The sequence below is a fragment of the Bacillus sp. T2.9-1 genome (assembly GCF_950097965.1).
GTDB classification, from domain to species: Bacteria; Bacillota; Bacilli; order Bacillales; family Cytobacillaceae; genus Niallia; species Niallia hominis.
Genome location: NZ_CATNHG010000087.1, coordinates 25,775 through 48,466 on the forward strand (window position 1 = coordinate 25,775; position 22,692 = coordinate 48,466).

The window sequence follows — 22,692 nt, forward strand, 5'->3', positions numbered from 1 at the left end:
GATATACATTTCTTTTTAGCATATAGTAGATGAGTAAAATAATATAAAGAAAAAAGCAGTGTATATATGGTATTTATCATATCGATTGGAATAGTTATAGTAGTTATTACTTGTCTATAAATAGAAGTAAAACACAGGAATATCCAGATTATCCTTCCAGGCTGGCTTGTTTATATGCTGCGAAAAGTTATGATGAGGTTCTAAAATGGAAAGCATTATTTGATTCCTATAACCGCAATGTATTACAGATTGTTAAGCTTCTTGTGATGGGGAATTATTTTGAAGGAGATGGAGAACTATTGCCAACTATAGAGGCTGCACCTTTCCACAAAAAAATAGAACAGGCTCGGCAATATTGGAAAGGAAACGAGAAAAATGAGCTACCTGAGCTTTTGATCAATGGAAAAATTGAAGTGGTCGAGATTATTCATGATTTTACAATTGGCAAATTTAATTAAAAGTGGATAATGAAAATTTGAACAAACATTTTGAAACCTATTTGTTCAACAAACTTATAAAATATAAGGCGAATAGCAGCTAATATAAGCATTCATAATGATCAAAAAGGTGTGAAAAAAATGTTTAAATCTGAAATGGTTAACAGAATAGTTTCATTGGTCGGTTTTTGGATTGTCGTCCTTATTGTCTTATTTAGTGATAATTCGATTGGTAGCAGTATCTATTTTTGGGGAATAGTGGTTGTGTTTACTGCTTATGATGTATATAGGGTTGTAGTTGCTGGAAAGAAAAACAATAGTGAAGTATAAAGGAACGAGTGCTTAATCTAAGAAAGAATAGTGCTTCTTTTGTAATATGTTATGGTTGGTGGAAGAAAAAATAGTTTATTATCGTATACAAAAATTATTAATTGTTTCAAACATTAACTCCTTGTTATATACTTATAGTTCATTATGTATGTTTTTTTACCATAATAAAAGGATAAGACTAACTAATGATAGATACGTAAATGGACAAGAAAATCGGAGTTGATTCTATGAGTAAAGCAAAAGGTAAGGGCGGAACAGGCAGAGGAACAGATAAGAAGGGTTGGAATCGCTGGCAACCTAGTGCAAACAAAAAAAAGAGTAACAAGCCTTACACGAGTAAAGGTGTTAAAAATCGCAAAAATACAGAGACATCGGAAAAATAGTTTCTGTTGCTATATAACAGACGGAGCGATTCTTTCATGAGGAAGGATCGCTTTTTCCTTATTTAAATTTTTTCCAAGCTAGGTAAAGCAGGAATCGATTGTTAAAAACTAGAATAAAAAGTGAAGGGGGAGTGATAAGCAATGATTAAATTAGATTTAATGAATTCTGATGAATATAAAACATATCTATCTTCTGCAATTAAAACCTATGCACAAGAAAAAGTTTTGTCAGGAAATTGGAAGCAGGAAGAATCCATAAGAAAAGCGGAAGAGGAATATGCAAAACTTTTGCCGCAAGGAGAAAAGACGGAGCGGAATTTCTTATACACGATTCGAAAGGATGACGAGTCAGTTGGCGTTATTTGGCTCGCACAAAAGTCTGAAAAACTAGGGTTTATCTATGATATACATATAAGAGAAAAATACCAAGGGAATGGCTATGCCAAAGAAGCACTAAAGCAAATAGAGATGGTTGGGCAGGAGGTCGGATTGAAAAAAATAGGTCTCCATGTTTTTGGTCATAATCTAGTAGCCCGAGGATTATATGAGAAAGTAGGGTATGAGACTACGAATGTTTTGATGGAAAAAGACATTTAATTCTACTATTTATGAAAATCGTTATTATTGAATAATTGATAATTTAAAAAAGGAGAACTTATGAGTGAAAAAAGAAAATTAGTATTATTTATTGCCTCAAGCTTAGATGGATATATTGCGACGAAAGACGACTCTCTTGAATGGCTATTCAAAGTAGAAGGGGAAGGGGATAACGGAATTAGCGAGTTTTATGAAACTGTGGATACCATTTTGCTTGGTAAAAGGACTTATGATTGGATTATGAACCAAGAAGGAGGGGAATTTCCATATAAAAACAAAAACTGTTATGTATATACAAAGTCTTCTATTGAGGATACAGAGTATGTGAAATTTGTTAATGAAGATGTCACTAAATTTGCTGATAAGCTAAAAAGCGAAGAGGGAAAATCGATTTGGATTGTTGGTGGAGGAGAACTATTATATTCTTTTATGAAAGAAAAATTGATTGATGAAATCATTGTAACAATAGCTCCAACTATTCTAGGCAATGGCCTTCCGTTATTTAAAGAGGGGAATTATCAATTAGACCTTTCTTTGAAAAGATTAAGAACCTTTAATCAGTTTGTAGAGCTTCATTACGTAGTAAAAGAATAATTTATAAAATGGCTAATTAAAGCATTGCTGCAATAAGTGGTAATGCTTTTTTCTATAGTTGGACACAAAAAGAACCTCCACCAATGCAAAGGAAGTTCTGTGAAAAATGTAAATCGGATTTTAAGATTGGAAATTTTGAAAAAGGGAAATAGTCAGAATAATGGTTGATAAGGTACCTGCAGACATTAAAGTTATGACTTTACGCTTGTTTTTTAATTTATTCTTCTCCTCTGAAGTTTTTACAAGTTCTCGAGATAGCGTACTCCATATAACGATCGATACGATTGCTATTAGTAAAAGCAATATATAATCACCTCCTACAGAAATTTTCATTGATTGAATAATTTGAATTCTAATAACTTAAATGTAACATATGTGTCTGCATTTTTCATTTGAGCTTAGTCTAAATGGGGATAAACGGAACTTTTAATAGCTATTGTCCGTAGTAAATAGTAGATAAATTATATAGGGAGGAACAGCGATGTTTAAACTAAAACCCCAATGTTCCTATTGTGGCAAACATATTAAAGGGAATGAAGTTGTTTTTGTGAAAATGCTCTATCCAAAGCGAAAAGGGATGACGGAAATAAAAGCTTATATACATTATGAAGGGAAATTAATTTGTGAAAAATGCTTTAATACGAAGCAGTAGATAATTTAGGAGGGAAGAGATTGAGAACGATATTATATAATAGTGCATTTGCAATAGTGGCAGTGTATATAATCATTCATATAGATAATTATTTGGTAGGAATTATTCCGTTAATTTCTTTATGGGTTATGTATGACTATACACATAATTTAGAGAAAAAAACAGATGTGAATCGTAAAGTGAAAACTATCGGAACCATATGTTATTTGGTAATTGCCATTATTGGATTATTCCTATTCCTTTTATAAATAATATTAATTAGGAGGTTAACTATGTTTGAAACAAGATGGGCTACTTATGACGAGCTGAGTATTATGACAGACTACTGGTATAAAATGGCTTGTGAAATGGGAGAAATAGATGGAATACCAAAGCCAAATCTTCGGCGGATTGAAGAAGTGAAAAACATATTTCTAAAGGAATTTGAATTAGGCAATTTAATGTTTAGAGTTGCTTTAGATAACGACGATGAAAAGATTGTTGCTTGTGCAGGCGGTTTAATTAGAACAGAGTATGCCTTTCCACTTGCAGAAGAACAAAGTCTCTTTGGTTGGGTGATAGCGGTATATACGATGAAAGAATATCGGAAAAATGGTTTAGCTTCTCAGTTAGTAGATGAAGTTTGTTTATGGCTAAAACAAAAAGGCGCAAAACGAGCAAGATTATGGTCCAGTTCTACTGGACGAACGGTTTATGAACAGCTGGGCTTTGATAATATGATGGATTTATCAAAGAAGCTTTCTTAAAAATAGAAAAAGAAACGATTGAGAGAGGGAAGAGGGTATTGAAATTCACAGAAAGATCTTTAAGAATTCTACATCAAGCAGAAAAGCAAGCTAGTTGGACAAATACGATTATGTACCCCATTCATCTGTTATTTGGTATTTTGCATGAAAAAACAGGAGTGTGTGCTGAATTACATAATACATGTCCCGATCTTATAGTTAAAGTAAGGGAACAATTAAAGAATCCAAGTGTAAGGGAAAACGAACAAGGAATTCCGTTTGAACATTTTCAAGTAAATATTTCTCATTCTACGAAAAATATTTTTGAGTTTGCAAGTAATCGAATGAATAGATTTAAGCAGATTTATATAAATGAAGGACATTTGTTTGAGGGGATATTGGAAAGTAATGACCAATTAACAAGTGCAATATTTGAAGCATTTGATATAGCTAGTATCCTAGAAATAGTTGCTTATCCAAGGAATTTGACTGTTTCATTAAAAGAGTATTCTTTTCCACATCCACCATCAAGCAAGATTACGTATAGAAAAGCAACAAGAAAAGATGTTGCTTTATTAAAACGCTTTGTGAATATGGAATTTGGAAATGGATGGATGGAAGCAATCGAAAATGGTTTATTTATGAACGAAATTCCTATTTTTATTGCATTTGATAATACAAGCATAATTGGTTTTGCTTGCTTTGATGTAGTAGGAAGAAAAAAGGGATTATTTGGACAAATGGGAGTCGCTCTTTCTAATTGAGCACAAGGTATTGGATATACTTTGCTGCATTTATGTTTAAATGAGATGAAGGAAATGGGCTATGAATCTATCATTATTGACGAAGCAGGTCCGATTGAGTTCTATGAAAGGGCAAATTTAGTATAACTATTCAAATATCTACCTTAAGTATATTGAAATAACAGTATATTCAGTAAAAAGAAGACCGACTTGTTCAAGCGGTCTTTACCATTTTTATTTGAATCTTCACTCTATCGGTGTTCCATTTTTTACATGCACGTCTGGTTTTAAAAGTACCACATCACCTTCTTCCGGGACACCTCCAATTACCAATACTTCAGATTTAAAACCAGCTATACGTCGTGCTGGGAAGTTTACTACTGCAACTACTTGGCTACCAATAAGTGCTTCTGGTGTATATCGTTGTGTAATTTGTGCAGAAGAATGTTTAATGCCAATTTCTCCAAAGTCAATTTCTAATTTTATAGCAGGCTTACGTGCTTCTGGAAAAAGTTCTGCTTTTATAATAGTGCCAACACGGATATCCAATTTTAAAAAGTCTTCAATTGTTGCCATGAATACATCTCCATTTTCGTTTTATTTTAGTCTATCTTTAAATGAAATCTGTTTTTTAATTGATTCCCTATTATTCTTTCACACCAATCACTCGGAGCCTTTTATAGTCTGCCATCCATTTTCCTTTTATATATAATCTATCTTTTACATTTTCTTCAACCTTTGAAATGATTTCGGTCTTAGCATCTATAGAAATACCATGAAACAGAAGATCTCCAAACATAGTAATCCAATTCCTCAAGCCATTGTCTCCATCTAATGGAGTCGGTCGATCATAGTGTTGCGCAAAGGTAACCCTAAATCCGACTTTTTCCATTAAATGTGAATACTCCCCAATACTTGGATAAAACCAGGGGAATTGTTCTTCGCTAAACGGAAATCCTGCTCCTTTTATTTGACGTATTATTTCATCTGTTATTATTTGAACATTCCCTTTGCCACCAAATTCGGCAACAAATCTTCCTTCTTTTTTTAAACTTTGATAGATTCCTTCTAATGCTTTGACAGGAGGGTGTACCCAATGCAGAGTCGCATTAGAAAATACTGTATCAAATTCGCTAGGAAAATGTAAGCTTGTTGCATCTTGAACCAAGAATTTTAAATGAGGATATTTATTGAATGCTTGCTTCACCATATTTTCCGATTTATCGATACCTAAAGTCTCAGCACCAAAATTATGGATGGTATTCGTTAAATCACCCGTTCCACAGCCAAGATCGAGGATCGTTTCGCCAGGCTTTGGATCTAACAACTCTACTAAATTATTTCCAAATTTTGAAACAAACGAATGCTTATCATCATATAAATCCGCATTCCAATTGTCTTTTCCATTTTGAAAAGATTCCATTTCTACACTCTCCCTATGTATATATTTGTAAGTTGAATTATAATGGAAAATATTGATAAAGGGAATTAGTATTATGATAGATGCGAGATTTTATTTTTAAAAAATGGGAACCTTTCCTAAAGAAAAGACATCTTACATATGAAAGACGTCAACTAGATATTGAATAAGGAGGTTAATTCTTGGATAAGAAAGAAGTTCTAGAGTTATGGATAGACCAGTATACGCAACGTCTTGTTAGGCTTGCATATACATACACGAAAGATTGGTTAAAAGCAGAAGATCAAGTACAAGAAGCATTTGTTAAGGCATTTTATTCGATGGATCAATTAAAGAATAAGTAAGAGCCATTCTCTTGGCTGGCGAGAATTGTAATAAATGAATGCAATAGTTCGTTTCGAAAATCTTGGCGAGAAGTTATATCTGATTTTTTACCGGAAATGAATCAAGAAAGCAGTGAAGACTCCTATCTCCGAAGTGTACAGGAAGAAGAAATACATAATGCTGTCTATGATTTACCGAAACCTTATAGTTTGCCTATTACACTTTTCTATTTTGAAGAGCTATCGATTCAGCAAATAGCAGACGTTTTATATCTTAAAGTTGGCACAGTAAAATCTAGACTTGCTAGAGGTCGTCAATTATTAAGTAATAGAATGAAGGAGGATGGAAATGGAAGAAAAAGAATTAAGATTAGCAAAGATGTACTTTAAGCATGAAGTGAATCTGGAAAAGTTTAAAAAAGAAACATTCGAAAAAATAGATCAGGAATTAGATAGAGAAGAAAAGCGAAAGAAAAACTACCCTAAGTGGGTACTTGCATCTGTAGCTTCGTTAATGATAATTGGAGCGAGTCTAGCTTTTGGTGGTTCGCACATGGCAGATGCTGCACAATCTTTCATTAGTCAGCTATTTGGGTCGAAAGAGAATCTAATGAAAGCATATCCCGAAGAAACTCAAGGAGAATTAGATTTCTTTGAGCGCAGCATGCAAATAGCGAAGGAGAATTTAACCAACGAAGAATTCAAACAGTATAGTCAATTGTATACAGAACAGGCTGAGACATGGAAAAAGAAAAATAAAGAAAATCGACAGCCAGATAGCAAAGAAGCTAAAAGACTACATGAAATTAAAGAATTACAAAGTACTTATGAACAGAAATTTGCTCTTAAGGAAGCACAGGTATTCGCAAGTTTTCCTATTATAAAACCTACTTATCTACCAGAAGGATATAAACAAGTAGATGAAAGCTTTGCTATATATAAGGAAGGGGAAGAACCGATTGTTTCATTAGAATATAGCGATGGCGCGTCTAGAATTTCAACCCAACAGCTAAATGTAAATCAAAAAGCTGATTTAGAAATGGAAGAGTCCGGTTTTTTTGAACAGCCTGATTCTTATTTTATAAATGGATTTCAGGTGGATTATGTTTCCCCTAGTGATGAATGGCCGTTTGTTGGGATGAGGGTAATAGTACCTGAAAAAGGATATAAAATCATCTTAACTGCAGATACAATGTCTAAAGAAGAAATGGAAAAAGTATTGCTGTCAATGATTGAAAAGTAAGAGATATGTGTAATGGAAGATCGAATTATTCCTACGATAACAATGGAAAAAGAAAGCATAATCATTCTTGATCATGCTTTCTTTTTCCATAGATGATTGTGTTCTATTACTGTTGTTTGCCTGATTTAGCTGCTTCCTTATTTGGAACAGATTGAGGAGAATGGTGTTTTTCACTCCCCCCATTAGTCGGCCCATATGTATGAGCATCGTCCGTGATTTTAGCGCCTTCTAAAAAATTATCCTTCGTTTTCATATTTTTCACCTCCGTTTTTAGTATGTGGCTTCATTTAAATATTATGAATTGGATTTGTAACAGTAAGCTTGATTCCAGGTATTATATTATTTGTTGTGTATTCTTCCATTCACAATTGCCATTTTTCCTATCTCTGTAAAGCCGTTAAAAAAGCCGAGAAGTTTAGCTTTTATAAAGAAATGAAGATGGTTTTTCCATTATTGTAGCCAAATCTTTGGATTTCGACTTTTTTAATTAGTTAATCAGTATTTCTCTGCTCATTTGTTCTCCCGTTACTAGAAATTAACATTGAATCAGATAAAAAAGATTTTTTAGATATATCAATTAATTACTATCATTGTAAGATAGAACATATTTATTTTAAGGAGAAGCAAAATTTATGGGGATTATAATATTGTCCGGTGGTGGAGATTTAAAACAGACCTTTGAAATTAATCAGTATTTTGTGCAATTGATCAATAAGGACAAACCGTTATTATATCTACCTATAGCAGGAGACTCGAAAGTAAGAACATATGAATCTAGTTTAGTCTATATAGAGAAAATGTTTCGTCCTTTGGGAATCCATAATATAACAATGTGGACAGATATCAATGGGAAAACAATAGAAGAATTAAACGAGTTTTCAGCAGTTTATATCGGTGGAGGAAACACTCTTTCTTTATTAAATGATCTTAAGGAATCTGGTTTTGATCAATTACTAAGCTTATATTTTCACAACGGCGGTACAATATATGGTCAAAGTGCAGGGGCAATAGTGCTTGGAAATAATATTTTACATACTTGTGGTGAAAATTACTCGTTTTATGTATATGCAGGATTAAATTTAGTTGCAAATTATTCAATATGGTGCCATTACTCCACTAAAGATGATCTATTAATAGAAGCTTGTTTAAAGAAAAATCAACAAACTTATATACTACTTCCTGATGGTGTTGCTGTCGTATTTAATGAGGGAGATTTAAGTGTAATAGCTAAAAGTAAGCCAAAGATTGCCACTTTAAATAAATTAGGGAAGATGGGTTTAAAAGAAATCTGAATTATCAGTATGTTGCGGGAGGATTTAAATAAAAGACTAGAGGCGGATTTTACTCTGAATATTAGCTATATATGGAGAAAGTTATTAGAAGAATGGAGGGCTATATGTGTCTAGATTAGATTTATTCCGAAAAGAAGAAAAGAAATACAATGATTATTTTTATGAAAAATATAAGTTGTTTGAAGAAGGATCGTGGTTATATAAGCCGGTAAAAGTTGTTTTAGATTTTTTCCTAATACTGAAAATAGGCGGGTACTGGATTTAGGTTCAGCTGTTGGGAGAAACAGTATTCCCATTGCGCAAGAATTAAAGGTAAGAACGGGAAAGTCATTTGTGTTGATCTATTAGATTCCACTTTAGAAAATTTGAAACGGTATAGCAAAGAATATAAGGTTGAAGGAATCATTGAAATGAGAAAGGCAGATATCGGCCATTATGTAATCGATGAAAATGAATTTGATCTCATTGTTGCTGTGTCCACTTTGGAGCACGTCGAATCAGATGAGGTTTTTGAAGATGTATTGAAACAGATGGCAGTCGGAACAAAAAATGATGGAATAAACTGCTTGATTGTTAATTCTGAGATAGAAGAAATCGAACTGGCAACGAATAAAAAGTTAGATGCAATGATGGAAATAAATAAGAAAACGGAAGATATGATACATACACTAAGTAGAATCTATAGAGGGTGGGAAGTGTTGTTCCAAGTAGTTAAACCGTTGGAATATACAATTGTCCGTGATGAAAAGGTAGTATTGCTAAAAATAAATGCTGTTACTTTTATTGTAAGAAAGCCAGCTATTAAATAATAAATTCTGATCGTTGATAAGGCTTGTCTTTTTTTGCGTGAAACTTAATTACGTTCTAAAACGTATAAATAGATAACAAATAGAAAAGGTATGAGCATGCTATTGGTTGAAGACTATTTTATCACTAATATTAATAACCGTTCTTGTTTCTTCGCTAATTATCGTAATTAAAAAGAGGAAAAATACAGGAATAACGGGAATTAAAAGTGCTTTAACACATATTTGCTTTTTTCTTATAAGTATATTCAGTTTATTAGCTTATTGGTTAAAGTATACAGGGCTTACCGTTTGGCTAATCAATGTTATTCTATTAATTATGGCAGCCTTTTTTACAAAATATATGCCAAAAGGTAAAAATGGAACCGGAGTATTTAAAGATAATGATTTAATAAGAGGGTGAATTACTTATGAAAAACAAAATTTTAAACTTCGTTGTTCTTACACTGATATTATCAGCAATGGTGATTAATAATTTAGAAGGACTTCATCCTTTCAAAATGATAGTTAATAATGTTGCGATGGGGATTTTAATTTTGATTGGTAGTGACCATCTGTATAGGCATTTGAAGCGAAGTAAAATACAATAAAAAAAAGTTTTTTTCATAAAAGCATACATATCTAACCGTAAAATCTAAACAACTAGTTAGAGGTGTTTATGATGATCAATCTATTAGAAACAATCAATCAATTATCGGTGGTATTGCTATTACTATGCACTTTTTTCTATTATTGGCATTTAAAAAGGAATAAAAAGCAAAGAAAACTAACAACATTTGAATTTTGGATGTTTTTCACTATTAAACTAGCTATTTTTGTTGGCGCAGGTAGTTATGTTCTGCTTTTTTTAGATCGGAATTAGACTTGAGAATTTAACAAATGAATAGATAGCATGGATGAACATTTTAAATAGGGGGAGCTTTATGGAAAAGAGCTATAATGTATGGTCATTATATTTAATACTTGTTTGTTTAGTCTTAGGAGCTTACTCCTTGTATTCAAATATTAACAACACTTGGTTGATTGCACCTCCAAATTATATTTTACTTATATTTAGTGTAGTAGCCTTTATTTTCGCTATTATTGGTTTTAAAGATAAAAGAAATAGGCGCACAAAGACAAGAAGTTGGTTAACGGTCATTTTATCCGCCATCCTTTCCATTGCATTCTTACTTGCAACCTTGTTTGTATTATTTGCCTCTGGGTTTGGAGCAAACAAGCATTTGGAAAAAGTACAATCTCCTGAAGGAACGAACACATTAGATTTTTACCGATATGATGCCGGGGCAATGGGGTCATTTGGAGTTAGGGGAGAATTAAACGGTCCACTATGGTTTAAAAAGAGAATATATTATCAAGATAATATCGAAAATGTAGAGGTTAAGTGGGAAAATGAAAATACTGTTTCGATTAACAATCATCTGTTAGATCTGAAAAAAGGAGAACGATACGGATATTAGTTTCTAGAAAACTAATTTTTTTATCAATATTTTTCTTTATCCATACATCAGAAAGCAGTTTTTTTGCAACCCTTTGCGAAATCCATTATGCTGAAAGTAAGATGATTTACATTCTTATATTGGAATAGTATATATAAGATGTAAAAATAGGTAGGAGATGGCAAAATGAAGGTAACAATCACAGATGCTGCTGTTGAAAAATTTCGTAGTTATGAAGTTCCTGAAGGTGCAGTTTATCGGTTAAACACAATTTTTAGCGGTGGCTGCAGCTATGTTTATAATTTCGATTTAGCGGTTGATTTTCCACAAGAAGGCGATACAGCCTTTGAAGATAATGGCTTAACGATTTATTTAGATCCCTTAACAATTAAGCATATTAACGAGGATTTAAAGTTTGATTATGTACAAGGAAAAGGATTTCGCTTAATTGGTGCTAGTGAAATTTATTCTTTTCATTTGGAAGTTAAGCAAAAAGCGAATTAATAAAGGGAAGAATCAGGTCTCTAATAGGGGCCTGTTTTTTTTATTTTAAGCGGATATATGATTTGATTTATCCTATTCTTTAGTTTTTATAAGCTGTAAAAATAAATTAATTGAAACATTTCCTCCTTTCACTCGTATACTCAATGAAAGAGAGGGATTATTAGAAAATGGTTATGTATTTCATAATGCTCTTACTTGGAGCTTTATTCGTTTTTGGGTCATTATATTACATAGTTGCTATGTACTTCGATAAAGAGTTTCCCTTAATGAAAGTAGCAAAAATTATAGGTGTCTTGTTATTAGGCATTTTGCTGTTCACTTTCACTTTGCCAAGTCTAAAATATATGCTGTTTAAAGAATACGATGTGGTGAAAGGAGAGTGTGTTATTGACATAGATACATCAGGCCGCTCTGCTGAAGCAATCTTCAAAATGTTAGATACAGACGAAATATTTACATTTGATGATATTCCTAAACTGGATGCATATGGTAAGAAAGTGCCTTATTCTTGTACAATGACAGTCACGAAAGATCATAAATGGGAAATAGGCTATAAAATATACGAAATCGATATAAAAAAGCCCATTTTAACTAGTGAATAACTTACTATTCTCCTGTTAAATGGAATGAAGAAATAAAAGTGCCTTTCTAAAAAATGGGAAGTAAAACGAAAAGGATTATTGAATGTAATTGTCGAACTATTACAGACTTAGCTGTTCTAAAATCTCCATAAAGTGGGAGATGTCTATTTATAGAAAAAATAAATAAGGAAGTGAAGCATCTTGATTAAATACAAATCGCTCCATCATGTAAGTCTTACAGTTACGGATTTGGAAAAAGCCAAATATTTTTATGAGAAAATTCTTTGTTTAAAAGAATTACAACGTCCTGATTTTGATTTTCCAGGTGCCTGGTACCAAATAGAGAATCAGCAACTTCACTTAATTGTTTATCCTGAGTCGCAAACCATTCGAACAAATAAAACTCTAAATAGCAAAGAAGGGCACTTTGCACTTCGAGTAGAGAACTACTATGATACGCTGAATTGGTTAAAACAGAATAATATAGAAATCATTGAAAAACCATATGGAGTAAGTGGATTTGCTCAGATTTTCTGTGCGGACCCCGATGGTAATTTAATCGAATTAAATGTTGATCAGATGGATTTATAAGATAGAGGGGGAATATTCTCATTTCCTTACCAGGATGTGTTTACAACAATTTCGGATATTTTTTTGATAGCCGTAGTAACGAAAGTATCGATATTAAAGAATTTCTTTAAACATATTTGTAGATGGAACGACCGATACATAGACAGTTTGGGAATATCAAAACCATGTGGCTTTTTCAATTGTTCCAAATAGGCAAATATAAATTTGTTCAATAGGAGGCAACTGTTTTTGAAAAAGTTTCGAGGGAAAAAGCGTTATTTTCGCAACTTGTGGAGAGACTTAAACGTAGAGCAATACGATTTAGACTTTAGCCAAGATGCTTGGTTTGATGCTTGGCATACCCATCTTGATTTTTACGGGTATGGGAATCATAGCGGGAAAATAAGAAGAGAGCATATAAAAGCACATATCTTTTTGTATAACAGTTTATTAGAAAAGCTCAGCACATTCGATAAACCTTATCAATCATGGATAGGGTTAGTGGAAGAAGAGGCAGGTTTAGATGCAGTCTATATCCACTCACCCAATCCTAATGATGACAATTTTCCTATTAAGATAGAAAATTTAAATTGGGAATGCACTATCCCACATGATTTCAAGGATTTAATCAACCGAAAAGATTTTAATGTGGGTCATTATAAGTGGGAATCGGATAATTATTATATTATCCAATCAAAAGATATGGGGATTAAATTGTAGTCTTATATAAGACTAAGAGCATTTTTGTGATATGGATTTTTGTTTATTTTTTAATTTAATGAATATATTACCTTTACAAACAGAAATTACCTTGTTATCATAGGAATAATTTAAATCCAAAAAATAGCAAAAGCGATGAAGAGAAGAGTAAATAACCTAATTCTTTAAAGAGAGCTCCAGCTGCTGAAAAGGAGTAAGAATTACTTATTGAACCAAGACTCTGAGCATTCACATTGGAACTTATGTTGAAGGGATAGTGTGACAGGTGCTCCTGTTATAGAGCTAGGGTATAAGTAGGTAACTACCGTACCGGAAGAGTTTAATATGGCGACATATTAAAAAACTGGGGTGGCACCACGGATATTAAATCTCGTCCTCAAGACTAATTGTCTTGGGGGTGGGATTTTTTTTATTGGATAAAATAATTTTTTCAAAATAGATGGAGGGATGAAAATGAAGGGAGAAATAAAATTAGATAATAATTTGGAAAAAATGGTGGCAGAGGATATACAAAATAGTGCATTGAATCGAACGATTTGCACAAGATTTCCCCCTGAGCCAAATGGTTACCTGCATATCGGCAGTGCATATGCCATCCATATGAACTATGCGATTGCGCAAAAGTTCAACGGGAATTTTAATCTGCGCTTTGATGATACCAATCCTTTAAAAGAAGATATGGAATATGTGGATTCGATTATAGAGGATATTAATTGGCTAGGATATTCTCCAGAAGAACGGATTTTTTACGGGTCTGACTATTCTAATAAAATATTTCATGCAGCATTGAGTTTGATCAAGAAAGGAAAAGCATATGTTTGTGATTTGTCTCCTGAGCAAATAAAGGAATACCGCGGAACACTTACAGAGCATGGTAAAAATAGTCCTTATCGAAACAGGACAATAGAGGAAAATATCGATTTATTTTTGAGAATGAAAAATGGAGGATTTCCAACAGGATCGCATGTATTACGAGCCAAAATTGATATGGCCTCCCCAAATATCAATTTAAGAGATCCCATTCTTTACCGGATTATTCATGCTAGTCATTATAGAACCGGGAATGATTGGTGTATTTACCCAATGTATGATTTTGCTCATCCATTTCAAGATGCAATCGAAGGTGTTACCCATTCCTTATGCTCCATTGAATTCAAAGACCACAGACCTTTATATGAGTGGGTATTGACTGAGCTAGAAATAAAGGAAGCGCCAAAACAACGTGAATTTGGAAGAGTGAATATAACTGGTGTTGTAACAAGTAAACGATATTTAAGGGAATTAGTGTTAGGGAAGCTGGTAGATGGGTGGGATGACCCTAGATTACCAACAATCCGTGGACTTAGGAGAAGAGGCTTTACCCCAGAAAGTATTCGCACCTTCGTTGATGAACTTGGATTTGTAAGAAATCAAAGTACAGCTGACATAGCAATGTTGGAAAGTACGCTTCGGAGAGAATTAAAATCAAAAGTAAATACAGTGATGGCAGTATTAAATCCATTAAAGGTGACGATCACCAATTATCCTGAGGACAAGACAGAGCTTTTATCAATGGAAAATAATCCGGAAAATCCTGCATTAGGAAATAGAGAGGTTGTTTTTTCAAAAGAGATTTATATCGAAAAAGAAGACTTTATGGAAGTCCCAATAAAAGGGTTTAAACGATTAGCTTTACATGCAGAGGTCCGATTAAAAGGGGCGTATTTCATCAAGTGTAATGAAGTGATTAAAGATGAAGTTACAGGTGAAATTATCGAGCTCAGATGTACTTATGATCCAAAGACCAAAAGTGGAACAGGATTTTCTGAGCGGAAAGTAAAAGGAACGATTCATTGGGTTTCCGCTATAAATAGTGAATTAGTGGAAGTGAATCTCTTCGAAAAATTATTTGAAGACGAAATGATTGTGAAAGATGCGGGAAAAACTTGGGAGGAAAAAATGAATCCCAATTCTAAAGTTACACTAAACCATTGCCGAATTGAATCTTGGATGAAGGACGCAAAAATCGAAGATAGGTTCCAATTTTTGCGACACGGTTATTTTTGTGTAGATAAATATGCAACAGAAGAAAAATTAATTTTCAATAGAATTGTGTCATTGAAGGATTCTTGGAAAGGGAAAAAAGGATAAAGTTGAAATCGAGTGTAAAATTTTTGCACTCGATTTTTTTACAAATAGATATTTTAACATCTATAAGCAAAGGGGATTGAAAGTTGGATGAATTGCTGTAAAATTATCAGAGAATAGGTAATTTATGTTAATGTGGATTAAAGCATGAAAGAACTAGGGAAGATGGATGGAAAAGTTAGAAATTTAGATGAAAGATAAAAATAGATAGAGAGAAGGCGATATTAATGGAATTAGTGAGACCATCTGAGCAGTATTGGGAACAATTAATGGAATATAGAACAGCATTTTTACATATAGAAGAACACCTTTATGGCGGCAGCTCCTTGCAAAATTATACCGACTTTCAGGAATGGCTTAATAAAGTTATTAGCCAGGAAAATGGTGATAACCTACCTCCAAATCGAGTTCCTGCCACTCAATTTTTAAGCATTAGCAATGGGAAATTAATTGGACTTATTAATATTCGCCATCGATTAACCCCAGAATTGTTGATGGAAAGTGGACATATTGGCTATAGCATTCATCCAGATGAGCGCAGGAAAGGATATGCGACAGAGCAGCTGCGACTGAGTTTATTAGAAGCTAGAAAACTGGGCCTAAATAAAGTCTTAGTAACATGTGATAAAGAAAATATCGCCTCTGCTAAAACGATTCAAAAAGTGGGTGGAGTGTTAGAAAATGAGGTGATTTCCGCAGAAGGGAAGGAGATTGTTCAGCGTTATTGGATTGAAATTGGTTAACATTTTATGTAATAGAAAAATTAAGGTAGCAAACTATTCTGCAGTCCACTTCACAATGAATTGGACTGCCTTTTTTACAGAATCTTTTTTAGCAGAAAAATGAATATGTATAAGTTTAAAATAATCATCCAACCTGTTTATCAATAAAAAAAGTATAAATTTAAATAAAAATTTATTGTAAAACGATAAATTATATGGTAAATTTCAATAAGATAATAAATAGGAGAGGTGCTTTTTTATGAAAAGAGGAACAACACTTTTTTTAAAGATAGCTGTCGTTCTTATTGGAACCCCAGTTCTTGTTTTAGGATTATGGGGAATGTATGACTTGGCTAAGAATCCAGTAAATCCAGATTATGCCCATATTCTATATCCGATTGTAATTGGAATATATCTATCTACAATCCCGTTTTATATGGCTCTTTATCAGACTTTTAGACTTTTGGGTTATATTGATAGGAATGAAGCTTTCTCGGTAATGTCTGTAAAGGCATTAAGCCATATAAAGAAAGATGCAATTATCATTTGCAGCTTATATGTACTAATGATGCCTTTCATTTTTCTCTTGGCTCAGTCAGATGATGCTCCAGGTCTTATCTTATTTGGAATGATTCCGATTTTTGCTTCCATCGTAATTGCGGTCTTTGCAGCTGTTCTTCAAAGACTTTTACAACAAGCGATTGATATAAAATCAGAAAATGATTTAACAGTCTGAGGTGAATGAAATGGCAATTGTAATTAATATTGATGTGATGTTAGCGAAAAGGAAAATGAGCGTGACCGAACTTTCAGAGAAGGTTGGAATCACGATGGCAAATCTATCTATTTTGAAAAATGGAAAAGCCAAAGCCATTCGACTTTCCACATTAGAGGGAATATGCAGGGCTTTAGAATGTCAACCTGGAGAAATCTTAGAATATCGTAGGGATAAAGATAGTGAATAAGCAGGACATCAAAGGATTCCCAGAAAGCATCATGACATATTGGAGGAATAGAAATATAAAAAAACTTTTCGAAAGGAGGGAAATCAATGAAACTACCTTTTTTCAATAACAAACAAGCAGAAGGATTCGTCCATTATCCGAATGATACTATACCGGAACATATTGCCATCATTATGGATGGAAACGGACGCTGGGCAAAGAAGCGAGCCATGCCGAGAATGGCTGGTCATAAAGAAGGCGTGTCTACTGTCGTAAAAATTGTTAAGACAGCAGTTAAATGCAAGGTGAAGGTTCTCACACTTTATACGTTTTCTACAGAAAACTGGAAACGTCCAAAGACCGAGATTGAGTTCATATTGAGGCTTCCTAAGGAGTTTCTATCTATTTATCTACCAGATCTGATTGCTAATAATGTGCGCATAGAAATAGTTGGGGATATGGAAAAGCTTCCAGCTCATACACGTGAAGCCATTGAGGATGCAATGGTACGTACCCGGTATAATGACGGCCTTTTGCTTAATTTTGCACTAAACTATGGAAGCCGACACGAGATTTTACATGCGATGAAAGAGATGTTTTCGGATATAAACAATGGAAAATTTTCACTAGAAGAATTGGATGAACAGAAGTTTTCAGACTACCTATATACATCAGGTACGAAAGAACCGGACCTCCTTATTCGAACAGGAGGGGAAAAACGTCTAAGTAATTTCCTGCTATGGCAGCTTGCTTACACGGAGTTCTGGTTTACTGATATACTGTGGCCAGATTTCTCTGAGAAGGACTTTCTACAAGCGGTAGAAGAATATAGAAATCGAAAAAGACGTTATGGTGGGCTATAAGAGTTTGGTAATATATGTTGAATCAACGCATACCAACGCTAAATTGTACTTTAACGGTTGATTATTGCTAGAATATTCAATGTTTAAAGTTGGAGGGCCGAAAGATGGAAACGAATGTATTTGAACAGCTTGCAAAAAGATATGATACAGAAGATAGAATAGAATTGGCGAAAGTTATCGCGAAGGAAGTAAGGACAGAATTAGAAAACAGTAAATCCCAATCTTTAATCGACTATGGGAGTGGTACTGGTCTCGTTAGTTTAGAATTAACCGACGTGGTGGATTCGATTTTGCTAGTCGATTCATCGGAACAAATGCTGGAGGTTGCGAAAGCGAAAATAGCGCAAAAAGGTATTAGGAACGCAAGCTTACTTTATTCCGATTTTACGAAAAATACTACGGAATTAAAAGCAGATATTATTCTCATGTCTTTGGTCCTTCTTCATATTCCAGATACGAAAGGAATATTACAGGAATTGTTTTCTATCTTAAACACTGACGGTAAGCTAATTATTGTTGATTTTGATAAAAATGATAATATTAGTCATCCAAAAGTTCATAACGGTTTTTCCCATGAAAAATTAAAAAAAATATTATCCGAAGTAGGTTTTAAGTTGTCCAAAATGAAAACATTTTATCATGGTAATCGCATATTTATGAATCAGGATGCGTCAATGTTTATATCCAGCAGTATAAAATGATTTATTTTATTTTTAGTGCTTTTTATGATAGTAATTCATCAATATGTCCCTATGGTAATTATATTTCTATAAATTTAAGATAGTTTGTGACTTTGGAAAAAGGTATCGTGTCATTATTTAAGAAACCTTTCCATTGTAGAATAAGGCGTATGAGTAAAATGTTTGTGGGAGAATAAATATCCTTTTTGTCTAGTTGGGGGACTCGTCCCCCAACTAGACAAAAAAGCCACCAAGCGAGAGCGCGGTAGCTGGAAAAAATTAAGCATTAAAAAAGAGAGCTTCCTTTTGTAAAGTAGAGTTTGCCTAGAACGCTACGAAAAGGAGAGGCTCTCATGAATGAATGTAACATAAAATTACCATCATTAAAAGAATTGGAAAAAACTTTATTTCGAACACTCCAAATGACGTTTCAAGAAATTCTTGTTCAAACATTAGAAAATTGGGATCAAGAGATTGCTCAGCAACGAGACAAAAGAAGATTTGCTTTACGAGATAAACGAGAAATACGAGTAGATACAGCGTTTGGAGCTGTGGAGCTGAAGCGTAATTATTATTTCGATCGTGTGACCAAAAAATATATTTGTCTATTAGATCACTATTTACAGTTTCAGGGGAATAAGGGATTTAGTCCACTACTAGAAGAATGGGGGTTAGAACTAGCGACGAATGGCTCTTCCTATCGAAAGGCGGTGGAAACATTCGAACAATTTTTAGGTTATTCGGCGATGAGCCACGAAGCATTACGGCAACATCTTCTTCATACAAGCGTCCTTCCCGCTAAGGAAAAACGCCCTTTTCAAAAGGTATTGTTTGTCGAAGTAGATGGATTATATGTGAAGAGTCAAGAAAAGAAAAAGCGTGGATGGGAGTTGAAATTCGCCGCTGTACATGAGGGATGGAAAGAAAACGGAAAGCGAGTCAGACTCCGAAATAAAAGGCATTTTCTCTACGAAGGAAAAGAACCCTTTTGGGAAGCTTTTGAAACATTCTTACAGAATCATTATGCGTATGATCCTACCCAAACCTTGCTTATTATTAATGGCGATGGAGCAGGCTGGATAACGGCATGTCGAGAGTATTTTCGGGAACGAGCCTTTTTCACCATGGATCGTTTTCATGTCGCTCGTTCGATGAAGCAGCTTATGAAAAACCATCCTCGATATCGCTACATGAAAAAAGCGTTAAGAAATTATCAGGTTGATTCCTTATTTTTAGAGTTGAATAGTGCAGTAGGAACAATGGATACACCAGAAGAAGAAGAAAAACTAGCGCATTTCCTCGCCTTTTTAACGCATCATCAGGAAACCATAAAAGATTATCGTAGTTGGTTACAAGAGAAAGGCGTGGACACGGCAGCATATCGACCAATGGGAAGTGCAGAAGCAATGATGAATCAATTAGCCAAACGATTAAAAAATGGAAGAGCATGGAGCAAAAAAGGGGTCATGAGCCTAGCACGATTATGGATTGGACTAAAAGATGAACTATCCATCCAAACGATATATGGGAAATGGGAAAAGGCCACGGAAAAATCAAAGAAAGAGCATCGACCGAAAAGAAAAATATCCACAAAATTAGTAACAGAAACCGTGCGTCAGAACCTGCCATACTTAAATCAAGCGATTGGAAAACCCATTCACTTTGCCTTACAGGGATTAAAAGGTTTTTAAAAAAAGAAAAAAACGAAATTTTGATGAAAGAAAATGTTTAGAAAGCGGATACAAAATTAAAAGTTTTATTTTATAAAAAGGGAGCTAAAAAAAACTCCCACAAAAACTTGACTCAATCGAATAAGGCTTTCTTGTTGACAAATATAAGAATTTGGAATATCTTATATTTAGCTTAATACTTAGTTATAGGTTAATTTTCTTTGTTTCAAGATTAAGACTTTAGCATTCTTTTAATGTTTACATTGACTGAATGAAAAAGTAACTTAATAGAAAAAGGAAAAGTGATTTTATAAATAAGTAGCCAATTAATAATGGAATATTTATTATGAAAGTTAATTTACATATAAAACCTATAAAGGGTAGCTCTTCAAAAAATTCGCTGTAATTAGTTGAAGGGAAGCCGACAATTTTTTTGTTTCCTATGATTATTATCATGGTGAAGCATAAAGATTGTCGGCTTTTTTATTGGGGAAAAATGTTGTTCTACTGTTACAGTTTATAAATGTCCGAATGATCCAACTAAAAATCAGTGGGAAAAGGTCGTACTGACGGAAGTTTCCCTTTATTAAAAGGAACGTTGGGGATTTTTGAAGTCAATGTGGTTTTCTAAGTAAGTTAGTAAAAGGAGAATTTCAACATGTTTGTTTCGCTGAGTTTGCCATTATTGCTAGTATTGTTTTTTATTATGATTTTAGTTTCTATGCTAAGTGGATTATTATTTCTGCATCCAAGAGTACCACTGAGCTTTGTGAAGATACATAGCTGGATTGTGTCTTTACCGCCTCTAGTTTCCTTAGTAGCACTTGTGAATCCGAATGGAAGGGGGAATTTTGGTCCATTACACTTGGATTCCTTGGCTTGGTTAATGACTTTTTTCGTTCTTGCCATAGGATTAATTGTGCAACGTTTTTCTATTCGTTACTTAATGGGAGATCGCTCTTATCGAAAATATTTTCCACTCTTTACGTTCACAACAGCTGCTGCTTCCATTGCTTGGTTAAGTGCTGATCTGCGCTTGATGGTTTTATTTTGGGGAGCAACGCTTGCTGGATTAACCTTTCTTATCAAATTAAACAATAGGTGGAAAATAGCAAATGAAGCATCTAAGCTCTCTGCCCGTAACTTTATATTTGGCTGGTTGTCCTTATTATTGGCGGTCCTTTGGCTATATCAAGGCACTGGTTATTGGCAATTAGCGTCTGTTTTATCCAGCGAAAATGTAGCTGAACTTGCAAGTTGGGAGAGAACTGGGATTAACTTACTGATTGTCCTAGCGGTTATCATTCCGGCAGCTCAATGGCCTTTCCAAAGATGGTTGATAGAGTCTGTTGTTGCACCGACACCTGTTTCAGCAATTATGCATGCAGGAATTGTAAATGCAGGTGGGATTATGCTTGCTCGTTTTTCTCCACTATTTAATGGAGATATAGCTACTATTATCTTGCTTGTTCTAGCAGGTATATCTGTCTTGGTTGGTTCTGGAATCAGTTTAGTGCAAGTGGACTATAAACGTCAGTTAGTAGGCTCTACGATTGGACAAATGGGCTTTATGCTCATTCAATGTGCGTTAGGTGCCTATATTGCTGCGATTATTCATCTTATTCTACATGGTTTGTTTAAAGCCACTCTTTTTTTACAGTCAGGTTCAGCGGTGCGTCGTTTCGAAATATCTAATCAAAGTAATAAACAGACCTCCCTTTTATGGAGCATAACGGGGTGGATTTTAGGATTCGCTGTTGGATTGGTCTTTTGGCTCCAGTCACCAGGAGAGGGATATCAATTAATTAGTGCGATAATCTTAGGGTTGTCCTTGTCTATTTCTTGGAAACAGCTAGTAGCTTTGGGAGAGGGAAACATTGGTCGAATCGCAGGGTTATTAATGGTAGGAGGGACGGCTGCTATTTATGTCACTATTCATCATTTTTTCTATGATTTCCTGCAATCTACAGTTTCCCAGGGGACTCAGCCTCCAACAGTTGCAGTCATCATAATTACCTGTCTTTTATTAGTTGGAAGTGTAATAGGGTCATTTATTGCCCGTAATCGTTCGTCTATTTTCTTTGCAGTACTTTATCTATGGTTAGTAAGATTAGGCGAAGCAAAGCCAAAATCAGTGGAAAGCCATCCCAGTTATCTAAAACAACAATTGCCATAAGGAGCATTCCTGTTAGAAGGATTTTCGGGGACTTGAACAAAAAGAGCCCTCTTGGTATGATGCGGGGTGTCAAATCGTCGACGAAATGACCCCTAATTTGTAACCAAGGAGGACTCCATAATGGATTTTAAACAAAATCAGAAAATAAATC

General features: G+C 34.0%; 32 protein-coding genes, 2 pseudogenes and 1 other annotated feature. Of the genes and pseudogenes, 30 read left to right on the forward strand and 4 right to left on the reverse strand.

The features are described from left to right. Positions 1 to 128 precede the first annotated feature (128 nt). The 5 genes and pseudogenes from QQZ16_RS10805 to QQZ16_RS10825 form a co-directional block, all read left to right on the forward strand. A pseudogene (locus tag QQZ16_RS10805) lies at positions 129 to 458 on the forward strand (DUF2441 domain-containing protein); the annotation flags it as partial. Between the two features lie 120 nt (positions 459 to 578). Beyond that, positions 579 to 767: a hypothetical protein gene (locus QQZ16_RS10810; protein WP_031537835.1), complete on the forward strand. Its 189-nt coding sequence runs from the start codon at positions 579 to 581 to the stop codon at positions 765 to 767. Between the two features lie 227 nt (positions 768 to 994). Beyond that, positions 995 to 1,150 (forward strand): DUF3934 domain-containing protein, encoded by a 156-nt coding sequence (locus QQZ16_RS10815; RefSeq protein WP_081836642.1) that lies wholly within the window; start codon positions 995 to 997, stop codon positions 1,148 to 1,150. Between the two features lie 141 nt (positions 1,151 to 1,291). Then, complete coding sequence (locus tag QQZ16_RS10820) at positions 1,292 to 1,747, forward strand: GNAT family N-acetyltransferase (RefSeq protein WP_031537838.1); 456 nt, start codon at positions 1,292 to 1,294, stop codon at positions 1,745 to 1,747. Between the two features lie 60 nt (positions 1,748 to 1,807). Continuing rightward, positions 1,808 to 2,341, forward strand: a complete 534-nt coding sequence (locus tag QQZ16_RS10825; protein ID WP_031537839.1) for a dihydrofolate reductase family protein — start codon at positions 1,808 to 1,810, stop codon at positions 2,339 to 2,341. Positions 2,342 to 2,461: 120 nt separating this feature from the next. On the opposite strand, the gene QQZ16_RS10830 is transcribed toward QQZ16_RS10825, so the two are convergent. Then, on the reverse strand, positions 2,462 to 2,644 hold the full coding sequence (locus QQZ16_RS10830; protein ID WP_414630339.1) for a hypothetical protein: 183 nt from the start codon (positions 2,642 to 2,644) through the stop codon (positions 2,462 to 2,464). A gap of 178 nt (positions 2,645 to 2,822) precedes the next feature. Here QQZ16_RS10830 and QQZ16_RS10835 point away from each other — a divergent pair, with 178 nt between their 5' ends. From QQZ16_RS10835 to QQZ16_RS10850, 4 genes are read left to right on the forward strand one after another with little or no spacing between them, the layout of a single operon-like run. Continuing rightward, complete coding sequence (locus QQZ16_RS10835) at positions 2,823 to 2,993, forward strand: hypothetical protein (RefSeq protein WP_031537842.1); 171 nt, start codon at positions 2,823 to 2,825, stop codon at positions 2,991 to 2,993. A 20-nt stretch (positions 2,994 to 3,013) separates the two neighbouring features. Next, complete coding sequence (locus QQZ16_RS10840) at positions 3,014 to 3,241, forward strand: hypothetical protein (protein ID WP_031537843.1); 228 nt, start codon at positions 3,014 to 3,016, stop codon at positions 3,239 to 3,241. A 24-nt stretch (positions 3,242 to 3,265) separates the two neighbouring features. Continuing rightward, positions 3,266 to 3,739 (forward strand): GNAT family N-acetyltransferase, encoded by a 474-nt coding sequence (locus QQZ16_RS10845; RefSeq protein WP_031537844.1) that lies wholly within the window; start codon positions 3,266 to 3,268, stop codon positions 3,737 to 3,739. 38 nt (positions 3,740 to 3,777) lie between these two features. Further along, the gene (locus QQZ16_RS10850; protein WP_081836643.1) at positions 3,778 to 4,482 is read left to right on the forward strand and encodes a hypothetical protein; all 705 of its coding nucleotides are present in this window, start codon (positions 3,778 to 3,780) and stop codon (positions 4,480 to 4,482) included. 225 nt (positions 4,483 to 4,707) lie between these two features. Here QQZ16_RS10850 and csaA read toward each other — a convergent pair whose 3' ends face one another. Further along, positions 4,708 to 5,037: a chaperone CsaA gene (csaA, locus tag QQZ16_RS10855; protein ID WP_031537846.1), complete on the reverse strand. Its 330-nt coding sequence runs from the start codon at positions 5,035 to 5,037 to the stop codon at positions 4,708 to 4,710. Positions 5,038 to 5,107: 70 nt separating this feature from the next. After that, on the reverse strand, positions 5,108 to 5,884 hold the full coding sequence (locus QQZ16_RS10860) for a class I SAM-dependent methyltransferase (RefSeq protein WP_031537847.1): 777 nt from the start codon (positions 5,882 to 5,884) through the stop codon (positions 5,108 to 5,110). Between the two features lie 179 nt (positions 5,885 to 6,063). Here QQZ16_RS10860 and QQZ16_RS10865 point away from each other — a divergent pair, with 179 nt between their 5' ends. Genes QQZ16_RS10865 through QQZ16_RS10875 form a run of 3 tightly spaced genes read left to right on the forward strand, consistent with a single transcriptional unit; the run spans position 6,064 to position 7,447 of the window. Beyond that, a complete protein-coding gene (locus QQZ16_RS10865; protein ID WP_081836644.1) occupies positions 6,064 to 6,225 on the forward strand; it encodes a sigma factor in 162 nt (53 codons plus the stop codon). Positions 6,226 to 6,240: 15 nt separating this feature from the next. After that, entirely contained in the window at positions 6,241 to 6,594 is a 354-nt protein-coding gene (locus QQZ16_RS10870) for a sigma factor-like helix-turn-helix DNA-binding protein (RefSeq protein WP_109769017.1), read from the forward strand. Beyond that, positions 6,554 to 7,447 (forward strand): DUF4367 domain-containing protein, encoded by an 894-nt coding sequence (locus QQZ16_RS10875; protein WP_031537850.1) that lies wholly within the window; start codon positions 6,554 to 6,556, stop codon positions 7,445 to 7,447. Before QQZ16_RS10870 ends, QQZ16_RS10875 begins: the two co-directional genes overlap by 41 nt. A 106-nt stretch (positions 7,448 to 7,553) precedes the next feature. Here the strand turns inward: QQZ16_RS10875 and QQZ16_RS10880 are convergent, their stop codons facing one another. Continuing rightward, on the reverse strand, positions 7,554 to 7,700 hold the full coding sequence (locus QQZ16_RS10880) for a hypothetical protein (RefSeq protein ID WP_155986752.1): 147 nt from the start codon (positions 7,698 to 7,700) through the stop codon (positions 7,554 to 7,556). Between the two features lie 379 nt (positions 7,701 to 8,079). Here QQZ16_RS10880 and QQZ16_RS10885 point away from each other — a divergent pair, with 379 nt between their 5' ends. From QQZ16_RS10885 to QQZ16_RS10970, 18 genes and pseudogenes are all read left to right on the forward strand, one after another. Next, a complete protein-coding gene (locus QQZ16_RS10885) occupies positions 8,080 to 8,739 on the forward strand; it encodes a Type 1 glutamine amidotransferase-like domain-containing protein (protein ID WP_048717832.1) in 660 nt (219 codons plus the stop codon). A gap of 106 nt (positions 8,740 to 8,845) precedes the next feature. Continuing rightward, a pseudogene (locus QQZ16_RS10890) lies at positions 8,846 to 9,548 on the forward strand (class I SAM-dependent methyltransferase). A 106-nt stretch (positions 9,549 to 9,654) separates the two neighbouring features. Beyond that, complete coding sequence (locus QQZ16_RS10895; protein WP_284561351.1) at positions 9,655 to 9,948, forward strand: hypothetical protein; 294 nt, start codon at positions 9,655 to 9,657, stop codon at positions 9,946 to 9,948. Positions 9,949 to 9,955: 7 nt separating this feature from the next. Beyond that, complete coding sequence (locus QQZ16_RS10900) at positions 9,956 to 10,135, forward strand: hypothetical protein (RefSeq protein WP_031537854.1); 180 nt, start codon at positions 9,956 to 9,958, stop codon at positions 10,133 to 10,135. A gap of 71 nt (positions 10,136 to 10,206) precedes the next feature. Beyond that, positions 10,207 to 10,407 carry a hypothetical protein gene (locus tag QQZ16_RS10905; RefSeq protein WP_284561352.1) on the forward strand — a complete coding sequence of 67 codons (201 nt, stop codon included), beginning with the start codon at positions 10,207 to 10,209 and terminating at the stop codon, positions 10,405 to 10,407. Between the two features lie 61 nt (positions 10,408 to 10,468). Then, the gene (locus QQZ16_RS10910; protein WP_031537856.1) at positions 10,469 to 11,005 is read left to right on the forward strand and encodes a DUF5412 family protein; all 537 of its coding nucleotides are present in this window, start codon (positions 10,469 to 10,471) and stop codon (positions 11,003 to 11,005) included. Between the two features lie 165 nt (positions 11,006 to 11,170). Continuing rightward, positions 11,171 to 11,488, forward strand: a complete 318-nt coding sequence (locus QQZ16_RS10915; protein ID WP_031537858.1) for a HesB/IscA family protein — start codon at positions 11,171 to 11,173, stop codon at positions 11,486 to 11,488. A gap of 185 nt (positions 11,489 to 11,673) precedes the next feature. Then, positions 11,674 to 12,090: a hypothetical protein gene (locus QQZ16_RS10920; protein ID WP_284561353.1), complete on the forward strand. Its 417-nt coding sequence runs from the start codon at positions 11,674 to 11,676 to the stop codon at positions 12,088 to 12,090. 180 nt (positions 12,091 to 12,270) lie between these two features. Next, positions 12,271 to 12,660, forward strand: coding sequence for a VOC family protein (locus QQZ16_RS10925; RefSeq protein ID WP_031537860.1), 390 nt, complete (start codon positions 12,271 to 12,273; stop codon positions 12,658 to 12,660). 228 nt (positions 12,661 to 12,888) lie between these two features. Continuing rightward, positions 12,889 to 13,359 (forward strand): hypothetical protein, encoded by a 471-nt coding sequence (locus tag QQZ16_RS10930; protein ID WP_031537861.1) that lies wholly within the window; start codon positions 12,889 to 12,891, stop codon positions 13,357 to 13,359. Positions 13,360 to 13,485: 126 nt separating this feature from the next. Further along, positions 13,486 to 13,740, forward strand: a binding site (T-box leader). Positions 13,741 to 13,812: 72 nt separating this feature from the next. Further along, complete coding sequence (locus QQZ16_RS10935) at positions 13,813 to 15,489, forward strand: glutamine--tRNA ligase/YqeY domain fusion protein (protein WP_109769022.1); 1,677 nt, start codon at positions 13,813 to 13,815, stop codon at positions 15,487 to 15,489. 224 nt (positions 15,490 to 15,713) lie between these two features. After that, positions 15,714 to 16,229: a GNAT family N-acetyltransferase gene (locus tag QQZ16_RS10940; protein WP_031537863.1), complete on the forward strand. Its 516-nt coding sequence runs from the start codon at positions 15,714 to 15,716 to the stop codon at positions 16,227 to 16,229. Positions 16,230 to 16,467: 238 nt separating this feature from the next. Continuing rightward, positions 16,468 to 16,944 (forward strand): DUF2975 domain-containing protein, encoded by a 477-nt coding sequence (locus QQZ16_RS10945; protein ID WP_031537864.1) that lies wholly within the window; start codon positions 16,468 to 16,470, stop codon positions 16,942 to 16,944. 10 nt (positions 16,945 to 16,954) lie between these two features. Then, a complete protein-coding gene (locus QQZ16_RS10950) occupies positions 16,955 to 17,173 on the forward strand; it encodes a helix-turn-helix domain-containing protein (RefSeq protein WP_031537865.1) in 219 nt (72 codons plus the stop codon). Positions 17,174 to 17,259: 86 nt separating this feature from the next. After that, positions 17,260 to 18,015: an isoprenyl transferase gene (locus tag QQZ16_RS10955; RefSeq protein WP_031537866.1), complete on the forward strand. Its 756-nt coding sequence runs from the start codon at positions 17,260 to 17,262 to the stop codon at positions 18,013 to 18,015. A 104-nt stretch (positions 18,016 to 18,119) separates the two neighbouring features. Beyond that, positions 18,120 to 18,716: a class I SAM-dependent methyltransferase gene (locus tag QQZ16_RS10960; protein ID WP_284561354.1), complete on the forward strand. Its 597-nt coding sequence runs from the start codon at positions 18,120 to 18,122 to the stop codon at positions 18,714 to 18,716. Between the two features lie 332 nt (positions 18,717 to 19,048). After that, entirely contained in the window at positions 19,049 to 20,386 is a 1,338-nt protein-coding gene (locus tag QQZ16_RS10965) for an ISLre2 family transposase (protein ID WP_284561355.1), read from the forward strand. A gap of 637 nt (positions 20,387 to 21,023) precedes the next feature. Continuing rightward, complete coding sequence (locus tag QQZ16_RS10970) at positions 21,024 to 22,541, forward strand: NADH dehydrogenase subunit 5 (protein WP_284561356.1); 1,518 nt, start codon at positions 21,024 to 21,026, stop codon at positions 22,539 to 22,541. Positions 22,542 to 22,692 lie beyond the last annotated feature (151 nt).

Excerpts from the sequence above, each read along its gene's own strand:
- QQZ16_RS10845 (WP_031537844.1), top strand. The coding sequence starts at position 3,266 with ATGTTTGAAACAAGATGGGCTACTTATGACGAGCTGAGTATTATGACA.
- QQZ16_RS10880 (WP_155986752.1), bottom strand. The coding sequence starts at position 7,700 with ATGAAAACGAAGGATAATTTTTTAGAAGGCGCTAAAATCACGGACGAT.
- csaA (WP_031537846.1), bottom strand. The coding sequence starts at position 5,037 with ATGGCAACAATTGAAGACTTTTTAAAATTGGATATCCGTGTTGGCACT.
- QQZ16_RS10955 (WP_031537866.1), top strand. The coding sequence starts at position 17,260 with ATGAAACTACCTTTTTTCAATAACAAACAAGCAGAAGGATTCGTCCAT.
- QQZ16_RS10815 (WP_081836642.1), top strand. The coding sequence starts at position 995 with ATGAGTAAAGCAAAAGGTAAGGGCGGAACAGGCAGAGGAACAGATAAG.
- QQZ16_RS10945 (WP_031537864.1), top strand. The coding sequence starts at position 16,468 with ATGAAAAGAGGAACAACACTTTTTTTAAAGATAGCTGTCGTTCTTATT.
- QQZ16_RS10900 (WP_031537854.1), top strand. The coding sequence starts at position 9,956 with ATGAAAAACAAAATTTTAAACTTCGTTGTTCTTACACTGATATTATCA.
- QQZ16_RS10940 (WP_031537863.1), top strand. The coding sequence starts at position 15,714 with ATGGAATTAGTGAGACCATCTGAGCAGTATTGGGAACAATTAATGGAA.
- QQZ16_RS10920 (WP_284561353.1), top strand. The coding sequence starts at position 11,674 with ATGCTCTTACTTGGAGCTTTATTCGTTTTTGGGTCATTATATTACATA.
- QQZ16_RS10960 (WP_284561354.1), top strand. The coding sequence starts at position 18,120 with ATGGAAACGAATGTATTTGAACAGCTTGCAAAAAGATATGATACAGAA.
- QQZ16_RS10915 (WP_031537858.1), top strand. The coding sequence starts at position 11,171 with ATGAAGGTAACAATCACAGATGCTGCTGTTGAAAAATTTCGTAGTTAT.
- QQZ16_RS10875 (WP_031537850.1), top strand. The coding sequence starts at position 6,554 with ATGGAAGAAAAAGAATTAAGATTAGCAAAGATGTACTTTAAGCATGAA.
- QQZ16_RS10885 (WP_048717832.1), top strand. The coding sequence starts at position 8,080 with ATGGGGATTATAATATTGTCCGGTGGTGGAGATTTAAAACAGACCTTT.
- QQZ16_RS10860 (WP_031537847.1), bottom strand. The coding sequence starts at position 5,884 with ATGGAATCTTTTCAAAATGGAAAAGACAATTGGAATGCGGATTTATAT.
- QQZ16_RS10970 (WP_284561356.1), top strand. The coding sequence starts at position 21,024 with ATGTTTGTTTCGCTGAGTTTGCCATTATTGCTAGTATTGTTTTTTATT.
- QQZ16_RS10825 (WP_031537839.1), top strand. The coding sequence starts at position 1,808 with ATGAGTGAAAAAAGAAAATTAGTATTATTTATTGCCTCAAGCTTAGAT.
- QQZ16_RS10905 (WP_284561352.1), top strand. The coding sequence starts at position 10,207 with ATGATCAATCTATTAGAAACAATCAATCAATTATCGGTGGTATTGCTA.
- QQZ16_RS10935 (WP_109769022.1), top strand. The coding sequence starts at position 13,813 with ATGAAGGGAGAAATAAAATTAGATAATAATTTGGAAAAAATGGTGGCA.
- QQZ16_RS10950 (WP_031537865.1), top strand. The coding sequence starts at position 16,955 with ATGGCAATTGTAATTAATATTGATGTGATGTTAGCGAAAAGGAAAATG.
- QQZ16_RS10965 (WP_284561355.1), top strand. The coding sequence starts at position 19,049 with ATGAATGAATGTAACATAAAATTACCATCATTAAAAGAATTGGAAAAA.
- QQZ16_RS10910 (WP_031537856.1), top strand. The coding sequence starts at position 10,469 with ATGGAAAAGAGCTATAATGTATGGTCATTATATTTAATACTTGTTTGT.
- QQZ16_RS10820 (WP_031537838.1), top strand. The coding sequence starts at position 1,292 with ATGATTAAATTAGATTTAATGAATTCTGATGAATATAAAACATATCTA.
- QQZ16_RS10835 (WP_031537842.1), top strand. The coding sequence starts at position 2,823 with ATGTTTAAACTAAAACCCCAATGTTCCTATTGTGGCAAACATATTAAA.
- QQZ16_RS10810 (WP_031537835.1), top strand. The coding sequence starts at position 579 with ATGTTTAAATCTGAAATGGTTAACAGAATAGTTTCATTGGTCGGTTTT.